Genomic DNA, 7,829 nt, shown 5'->3' on the forward strand with positions numbered 1-7,829 from the left:
CGCGGAACGTTGGAGGCCTGACTACCGGCACTGTACCGGATTACCGGCACTGTACCGGATTACCGGCACTGTACCGGACTACCGGCACCGTACCGGCTGGTTATTGATTTGAGCTCCTCTGGGACAATGGACGCTGTGACGACTGCCTCACCGCCCGCTGTGCTGACCCGCATCGACCTGCGGGGTGCGGAGCTGACCGCTGCGCGGCTGCGGAGCGCCCTGCCGCGCGGCGGTGCTGACGTGGAGACGGTGTTGCCGAAGGTGCGCCCGATCGTGGCGGCCGTGGCCGAGCGGGGCACCGAGGCAGCGCTGGAGTTCGGGGAGTCGTTCGACGGGGTGCGCCCGGCGTCGGTCCGGGTGCCCGCGGCGGCGTTGCAGGCCGCACAGGACAGCTTGCCGGCCGACATCCGCGACGCGCTGCAGGTGATGATCGAACGGACCCGCGCGGTGCACGCGGATCAGCGCCGTACCGATGTCACCACCGTGCTGGGGCCCGGCGCGACGGTCACCGAACGTTGGGTTCCCGTCGAGCGGGTCGGCCTGTATGTGCCCGGCGGCAATGCCGTGTACCCGTCGAGCGTGGTGATGAACGTGGTGCCGGCACAGGTCGCGGGCGTCGACTCGCTGGTGGTGACCAGCCCGCCGCAGGCCCAGTTCGGCGGCTTGCCGCACCCGACGATCCTGGCCGCGGCCCGGCTGCTGGGTGTCAACGAGGTGTGGGCGGTCGGCGGGGCTCAGGCGGTGGCGCTGCTGGCCCACGGCGGGGTGGACACCGACGGCACCCCACTCGCGCCGGTCGACATGATCACGGGCCCGGGCAACGTCTACGTCACGGCTGCCAAGCGCCTGTGCCGATCGCTGGTGGGCATCGACGCCGAAGCCGGACCGACCGAGATCGCGATCCTGGCAGACCACACCGCCGACCCCGCACACATGGCTGCCGACTTGATCAGCCAGGCCGAGCACGACGAAATGGCCGGCAGCGTGCTGGTGACCGCCAGCGAGCAACTGGCCGCGGCGACCGACACCGAAGTGGCGGCCCAATTGCAGACCACCGTGCACCGCGAGCGGGTGACGACGGCGCTGGGCGGACCGCAGTCGGCAATTATTCTGGTCGACGATCTGGACGCCGGGGTCAAGGTGGTCAACGCCTACGCCGCCGAACACCTCGAGATCCAGACCGCCGACGCGCCGCAGGTGGCCCGCCGAATACGTTCGGCCGGAGCTATTTTCGTCGGACCGTGGTCGCCGGTCAGCCTCGGCGACTACTGCGCCGGGTCCAACCACGTGTTGCCGACCGCCGGTAGTGCCCGGCACTCCAGCGGGCTGTCGGTGCAGACCTTCCTGTGCGGCATTCACGTCGTGGATTACACCGAGGCGGCCCTCAAAGATGTCTCCAGTCACGTGGTGACCCTCGCCAAGGCCGAGGACCTGCCGGCGCATGGCGAGGCGGTACGGCGGAGGTTCGAACGATGACGGCCGACGATCGGCGGGTCACCCTCGACGACCTGCCGCTGCGCGATGACTTGCGCGGCAAATCTCCTTACGGCGCACCGAAATTGGCGGTCCCGGTGCGGCTGAACACCAACGAGAACCCGCACCCGCCCAGCCAGGCGCTGGTCGATGATGTGGTCCGGTCGGTGCAGGAAGCCGCTGTTAGTCTGCACCGGTACCCCGACCGCGACGCGGTGGCGCTGCGCACCGATCTGGCGAGTTATCTGACAGCGCGGACCGGTACTCCACTCAGCGTCGACAACCTCTGGGCGGCCAACGGTTCCAACGAGATCCTGCAGCAGCTGCTGCAGGCGTTCGGCGGGCCGGGCCGCAGCGCCCTCGGGTTCGTCCCGTCCTACTCGATGCACCCGCTGATCGCCGACAGCACCCGCACCGAATGGCTGCAGGCCGCCCGCGCCGACGACTTCAGCCTCGACGTCGATGCCGCCGTCGCCGCGATCTCCGAACGACAGCCGGACGTTGTCTTCGTCTCCGGCCCGAATAACCCTTCCGGGCAAAGCATTCCGCTGCCGGAACTGCGCCGGCTGCTCGAGGTGACACCGGGTATCCTGATTGTCGACGAGGCCTACGGTGAATTCTCGTCGCAGCCCAGCGCGGTCGCCCTGATCGAGGAGTATCCGACCCGGCTGGTGGTCAGCCGCACCATGAGCAAGGCGTTCGCCTTCGCCGGCGGCCGGCTCGGCTACCTGGCAGCCACCCCAGCGCTGATCGACGCGATGCTGTTGGTGCGGTTGCCGTATCACCTGTCCTCGGTGACGCAGGCCGCGGCCCGCGCCGCGCTGCGGCACGCCGACGACACCCTAGGCAGCGTGGCCACGCTGATCGCCGAACGGGAGCGGGTCGTGACTGCCTTGGCCGACATGGGTTTTCGGGTCATCCCCAGCGACGCGAACTTCGTGCTGTTCGGCCGGTTCGCCGATGCGCCGGCGGCGTGGCAACGTTACCTCGACGACGGTGTGCTGATCCGCGACGTCGGGATCCCGGGTTACCTGCGCACCACCATCGGGCTGGCAGACGAGAATGACGCGTTTTTGAAGGCGAGCGCCCAGATCACCACGACAGAGCTCGCCGAACACGCAGTAGGAGTGCAGTGACCACCTCCCAGACCAACAGCGCGGCGCACCGCGCGCGAATTGAGCGCCGCACCAAGGAATCCGACATCATCATCGAGCTAGACCTCGACGGCACCGGGCAGGTCGACGTCGATACCGGGGTGCCGTTCTACGACCACATGCTCACCGCGCTGGGCAGCCACGCCAGCTTCGACCTGACCGTGCGTACCAAGGGCGATGTCGAGATCGAAGGGCACCACACCATCGAGGACACCGCGATCGCGCTGGGCCAGGCGCTCGGTCAGGCCCTGGGCGACAAGAGGGGCATACGCCGGTTCGGGGACGCGTTCATCCCTATGGACGAGACGCTGGTCCACGCCTCCGTCGACGTCTCGGGCCGACCGTACTTTGTGCACACGGGTGAACCGGATCACCTGCAGCACACGACGATCGCCGGAAACTCGGTTCCCTACCACACGGTGATCAACCGGCACGTGTTCGAATCGCTAGCGTACAACGCCCGCATCGACCTGCACGTGCGGGTGTTGTACGGGCGAGACCCGCACCACATCACCGAAGCCGAATACAAGGCCGTGGCACGCGCGCTGCGCCAGGCGGTCGAACCCGACCCCCGCGTTTCGGGTGTGCCGTCCACTAAAGGTGTTTTATGACAGCTAAATCCGTCGTCGTCCTGGACTATGGTTCGGGCAACCTCCGCTCGGCGCAGCGTGCGCTGGAGCGGGTCGGGGCCACCGTGGAAGTCACCGCCGACCCCCGGTCGGCAACCGCAGCGGACGGGCTGGTGGTGCCCGGCGTCGGCGCGTTCGAAGCGTGCATGACCGGACTGCGCAAGATCGCTGGGGAGCGGATCATCGCCGAGCGGGTGGGCGCCGGCCGTGCGGTGCTCGGGGTCTGTGTCGGCATGCAGATCCTGTTCGCGCGCGGCGTCGAGTTCGGGGTCGAGACGACGGGCTGCGCCCAGTGGCCCGGCGCCGTAACCCGGCTGGACGCCCCGGTGATTCCGCACATGGGCTGGAATGTCGTCCAATCCTGTTCCAGAAGCCGGCTTTTCAAGGGCCTGGACCCGTCGGCCCGGTTCTACTTCGTGCACTCCCACGCGGCGCAACTTTGGGAGGGAGAGCAGCAGGCCGTGCTGACGTGGGCCACGCACAATGTGCCGTTTTTGGCTGCCGTCGAGGACGGGCCGCTTTCCGCCACGCAATTTCACCCGGAGAAGAGCGGGGATGCGGGGGCGGCCGTATTGAGCAACTGGGTTGAAGGACTGTAGATGCCGCTGATTTTGCTACCCGCCGTCGACGTCGTCGAAAGCCGTGCCGTGCGCCTGGTGCAGGGCAAGGCCGGCAGCGAAACCGAGTACGGGTCCGCGCTGGACGCGGCGTTGACCTGGCAACGCGACGGCGCCGAGTGGATCCACCTGGTGGACCTGGACGCTGCGTTCGGCCGTGGCTCCAACCGCGAACTGCTCGCCGAGGTGGTGGGCAAGCTGGACGTGCAGGTGGAGTTGTCCGGCGGGATCCGCGACGAGGATTCGCTGACCGCCGCGCTGGCCACCGGCTGTGCCCGGGTCAACCTGGGCACCGCGGCGCTGGAGGATCCGCAATGGTGCGCGCGGGCGATCGCCGAGCACGGCGAGAAGGTCGCGGTGGGCTTGGACGTGCAGATCGACAAAACCCATCCAGACGGTGCGTACCGACTGCGCGGTCGGGGCTGGGAAACCGACGGCGGCGATTTGTGGGACGTGCTGGAATGCCTTGACAGTGAAGCCTGTTCGCGGTTCGTCATTACCGACGTCACCAAGGACGGCACCCTGGGCGGACCCAATCTCGAGCTGCTGTCCCGCGTCGCCGAGCGCACCGACGCGCCTGTGATCGCCTCGGGCGGTGTGTCCAGCCTCGACGATCTGCGCGCGATCGCCACGCTCACCGAGCGTGGGGTCGAGGGCGCGATCGTGGGCAAGGCGCTGTATGCGGGGCGGTTCACACTGCCGCAGGCACTGGACGCGGTACGGGACTGACCGATGGATCTCAACGGACTGTTGGCCGAAGCGTCGATGATCCTCAACGCGGCCGCAGAGCCGTTGGTGGCCGGCCATCGCACCGATTCGGCAGTCCGCAAGAAGGGCAACGATTTCGCCACCCAGGTCGATTTCGAGATCGAGCGGCAGGTGGTGGCCGCGCTGCAGGCGGCCACCGGAATCGGGGTGCACGGCGAGGAATTCGGCGGCGCACCGGTCGATTCGCCGTGGGTGTGGGTGCTGGACCCGATCGACGGCACCTTCAACTACGCCGCGGGGTCACCCATGGCGGCGATCCTGCTGGCCCTGCTGCACGACGGTGAACCGATGGCCGGCCTGACCTGTATGCCGTTCACCGAGGATTACTACACCGCCGTCGCCGATGGCCCGCTGATCAGGAACGGCGTCGCTCAGCCGGCGCTGACGCACACGGATCTGGCCGACACCCTGATCGGCGTTGGGACGTTCAATCCCGAATCGCGGGGCCGGTTCCCTGGGCGGTATCGGATTGCGTTGCTGGAAAAGCTGAGCACGGTATGTTCGCGGTTGCGCATGCACGGGTCCACAGGCATCGACCTCGTCTACGTGGCCGACGGAATACTCTCCGGTGCAGTCGCTTTCGGCGGACACGTGTGGGATCACGCGGCCGGGGTCGCACAGGTGCGGGCTGCGGGCGGCACCGTCACCGACCTGGCCGGACAGCCGTGGACGCCTGAGTCGTGCTCGGTGCTGGCCGCGGCCCCGGGCGCCTACGGCCAGATTCTCGACATCGTCCGCGACGCTGGCCGGCCGGAGGATTACTGACATGCACACCGACACAGACCTTGCCGTGCGGGTGGTCCCGTGCCTGGACGTCGACGACAGGCGCGTCGTCAAGGGGGTCAACTTCGAAAACCTGCGCGATGCGGGTGATCCCGTCGAGCTAGCCGCGGCGTACAACGCCGAAGGCGCCGACGAACTGACCTTTCTGGATGTGACGGCGTCCTCGTCTGGCCGCGCGACGATGCTGGACGTGGTGCGCCACACCGCCGAGCAGGTGTTCATTCCGCTGACGGTCGGCGGCGGGGTGTGCACCGTCGCCGATGTCGACGTGCTGCTGCGGGCGGGAGCAGACAAGGTGTCGGTCAACACCGCCGCGATCGCCCGTCCCGAGTTATTGGCCGAACTTTCAAGGCAATTCGGCTCTCAGTGCATCGTGTTGTCTGTCGATGCCCGTACCGTGTCGCCCGGGTCGGCGCCGACACCGTCGGGCTGGGAGGTGACCACGCACGGGGGCCGCCGCGGTACCGGCATCGACGCCGTCGAATGGGCGGCCCGCGGCGTCGAGCTGGGCGTGGGGGAGATCCTGCTCAACTCTATGGACGCCGACGGCACCAAGGCGGGTTTCGATCTGGACATGCTGCGCGCGGTCCGCGCCGCCGTCACCGTTCCGGTGATCGCCAGCGGCGGCGCCGGGGCGGTGGATCACTTCGCGCCCGCCGTTGCTGCCGGCGCCGACGCGGTGTTGGCGGCCAGCGTGTTTCACTTCCGCGAGCTGACCATCAAGCAGGTGAAGGCCGCGATGGCTGCCGAAGGAATCACGGTGCGATGACGCGGCTCGACCCCACCATCGCCACCCGCCTCAAGCGCAACGACGACGGCTTGTTCACCGCGATCGTGCAGGAGCGAGGCAGCGGCGACGTGCTGATGGTCGCCTGGATGGACGATGATGCGCTGGCCCGTACGTTGGAAACCCGTGAGGCCACCTACTTTTCGCGTTCCCGCGGCGAGCAGTGGATCAAGGGCGCGACGTCCGGGCACACCCAGCACGTGTACTCGGTGCGCCTGGATTGCGACGGTGATGCCGTGCTGCTGACTGTCGATCAAGTCGGCGGTGCCTGTCACACCGGCGCCCACAGCTGCTTCGACGGCGACGTGCTGCTGCACCCGAGACCTGACCTGCCGGCGGTCTAGGCCGACGAACGAGCCCGCAGCGTTTCCAGCGCCTGGTCGGCGTGCGCGTCCATGCTGAATTCGCTGGAGATCACGTTGAGGATCTTGCGATCGGTGTCGATAACGAAGGTGGTACGCTTGACGGGCAGCAGCTTGCCGAGCAGGCCGCGCTTGACGTCGGATTGTGTGGCGATTGCGCCGTCGGTGTTGGACAGCAGCGGGTAGTCGAACTTTTCTTTGTCGGCGTCGGCGAACTGGTCCTGCTTCTGTACGGCATCCGTGCTAATGCCGACCCGGTTGGCCCCGACGGCGGCGAGGTCGCGGAAGTGGCAGGCCTCCTTGGTGCAGCAGGGCGTCATTGCCGCAGGGTGGAAGATACAGGACGATGGGTCCGTCGGCCAGCAGCGCGCTGAGTTTGCGTGGTGTCCCGGTCTGATCGGGAAGTTCGAAGTCGGGTACTGTGTCACCAGTTTTCATGACCGTCACGCTACGCTGGGTGAGGCCCGGATCGCCCGGCTCCTTGCACTCCGCTTCGCGGTGCGCTTCGTCGTCGGGCTAGGCCCGGTTGCCGCGGCACCGAACCCATCTGCGAGGATGGTTCGGTGCACCCCGACCTCGCCCATACGACCTCTCGGAAGGAGTTTCGCCAGCTCGCGGCCGGACACCGGGTCGTTCCGGTGACCCGGAAGGTCCTGGCCGACAGCGAGACACCCCTGTCGGCGTATCGCAAGCTCGCCGCCAATCGCCCCGGCACCTTCCTGCTGGAGTCTGCGGAAAACGGCAGGTCGTGGTCGCGTTGGTCGTTCATCGGGGCGGGGGCGCCCTCAGCGCTGACCGTGCGCGACGGGCAGGCGGTGTGGCTGGGGGTGGTGCCGCAAGACACGCCCACCGGAGGTGACCCGCTGGACGCGCTGCGGTCCACCCTGGAGCTGCTGGCCACAGCGGCAGTCCCGGGCCTGCCGCCGCTGTCGGGTGGCCTGGTCGGGTTCTTCGCCTACGACATGGTGCGCCGCATGGAACGTCTGCCAGAGCTGGCCGTCGACGATCTGGGGCTGCCGGACATGCTGATGTTACTGGCCACCGACGTGGCGGCCGTCGACCACCACGAGGGCACCATCACCCTGATTGCCAACGCCGTGAACTGGAACGTCACCGACCAGAGGGTCGACGAGGCCTACGACGCCGCCGTCGCCCGCTTGGATGTCATGACCGAGGCGCTCGGCCAGCCGCTGCCGTCCCTGTCTCTTATACCCCTCTGGCGCTGCCGGCGGTTGGCGGGGGGGGGGGTTGGTGGG

General features: G+C 68.0%; 8 protein-coding genes and 2 pseudogenes. 9 read left to right on the forward strand and 1 reads right to left on the reverse strand.

Features of this window, described 5'->3' with window-relative positions; translation table 11 throughout:
- Positions 1-159: 159 nt before the first annotated feature.
- The 8 genes from hisD to hisI are packed head-to-tail and all read left to right on the forward strand — an operon-like array spanning position 160 to position 6,555.
- A complete protein-coding gene (gene hisD, locus FQ389_RS09315) occupies positions 160-1,476 on the forward strand; it encodes a histidinol dehydrogenase (protein WP_144207023.1) in 1,317 nt (438 codons plus the stop codon).
- Positions 1,473-2,609, forward strand: a complete 1,137-nt coding sequence (locus FQ389_RS09320; RefSeq protein WP_144206999.1) for a histidinol-phosphate transaminase — start codon at positions 1,473-1,475, stop codon at positions 2,607-2,609. Before hisD ends, FQ389_RS09320 begins: the two co-directional genes overlap by 4 nt.
- Positions 2,606-3,238: an imidazoleglycerol-phosphate dehydratase HisB gene (hisB, locus tag FQ389_RS09325; RefSeq protein ID WP_144207001.1), complete on the forward strand. Its 633-nt coding sequence runs from the start codon at positions 2,606-2,608 to the stop codon at positions 3,236-3,238. The genes FQ389_RS09320 and hisB overlap by 4 nt, the downstream gene beginning before the upstream one ends.
- Positions 3,235-3,855, forward strand: a complete 621-nt coding sequence (hisH, locus tag FQ389_RS09330; protein WP_144207003.1) for an imidazole glycerol phosphate synthase subunit HisH — start codon at positions 3,235-3,237, stop codon at positions 3,853-3,855. Before hisB ends, hisH begins: the two co-directional genes overlap by 4 nt.
- Entirely contained in the window at positions 3,856-4,602 is a 747-nt protein-coding gene (gene priA / locus FQ389_RS09335) for a bifunctional 1-(5-phosphoribosyl)-5-((5-phosphoribosylamino)methylideneamino)imidazole-4-carboxamide isomerase/phosphoribosylanthranilate isomerase PriA (RefSeq protein ID WP_144207005.1), read from the forward strand. It abuts the gene before it with no gap.
- A gap of 3 nt (positions 4,603-4,605) precedes the next feature.
- Positions 4,606-5,406, forward strand: coding sequence for an inositol monophosphatase family protein (locus tag FQ389_RS09340; protein ID WP_144207007.1), 801 nt, complete (start codon positions 4,606-4,608; stop codon positions 5,404-5,406).
- Between the two features lies 1 nt (position 5,407).
- Positions 5,408-6,193, forward strand: a complete 786-nt coding sequence (gene hisF / locus FQ389_RS09345) for an imidazole glycerol phosphate synthase subunit HisF (RefSeq protein ID WP_144207009.1) — start codon at positions 5,408-5,410, stop codon at positions 6,191-6,193.
- Positions 6,190-6,555 carry a phosphoribosyl-AMP cyclohydrolase gene (gene hisI, locus FQ389_RS09350; protein ID WP_144207011.1) on the forward strand — a complete coding sequence of 122 codons (366 nt, stop codon included), beginning with the start codon at positions 6,190-6,192 and terminating at the stop codon, positions 6,553-6,555. The genes hisF and hisI overlap by 4 nt, the downstream gene beginning before the upstream one ends.
- Here the strand turns inward: hisI and FQ389_RS09355 are convergent.
- Positions 6,552-7,011: pseudogene (locus tag FQ389_RS09355) on the reverse strand (peroxiredoxin). The gene hisI and the pseudogene FQ389_RS09355 overlap by 4 nt on opposite strands.
- 125 nt (positions 7,012-7,136) lie before the next feature.
- Between FQ389_RS09355 and FQ389_RS09360 the strand changes: the two are divergent.
- Positions 7,137-7,829, forward strand: a pseudogene (locus FQ389_RS09360) (anthranilate synthase component I); the annotation flags it as partial.

It is taken from the genome of Mycobacterium tilburgii (genome assembly GCF_902168065.1).
Lineage (GTDB): Bacteria > Actinomycetota > Actinomycetes > Mycobacteriales > Mycobacteriaceae > Mycobacterium > Mycobacterium tilburgii.

Bases quoted from the DNA above. Each gene is read 5' to 3' on its own strand.
- FQ389_RS09340 (WP_144207007.1), top strand. From the start codon at position 4,606: ATGGATCTCAACGGACTGTTGGCCGAAGCGTCGATGATCCTCAACGCG.
- hisI (WP_144207011.1), top strand. From the start codon at position 6,190: ATGACGCGGCTCGACCCCACCATCGCCACCCGCCTCAAGCGCAACGAC.
- priA (WP_144207005.1), top strand. From the start codon at position 3,856: ATGCCGCTGATTTTGCTACCCGCCGTCGACGTCGTCGAAAGCCGTGCC.
- FQ389_RS09320 (WP_144206999.1), top strand. From the start codon at position 1,473: ATGACGGCCGACGATCGGCGGGTCACCCTCGACGACCTGCCGCTGCGC.
- hisF (WP_144207009.1), top strand. From the start codon at position 5,408: ATGCACACCGACACAGACCTTGCCGTGCGGGTGGTCCCGTGCCTGGAC.
- hisH (WP_144207003.1), top strand. From the start codon at position 3,235: ATGACAGCTAAATCCGTCGTCGTCCTGGACTATGGTTCGGGCAACCTC.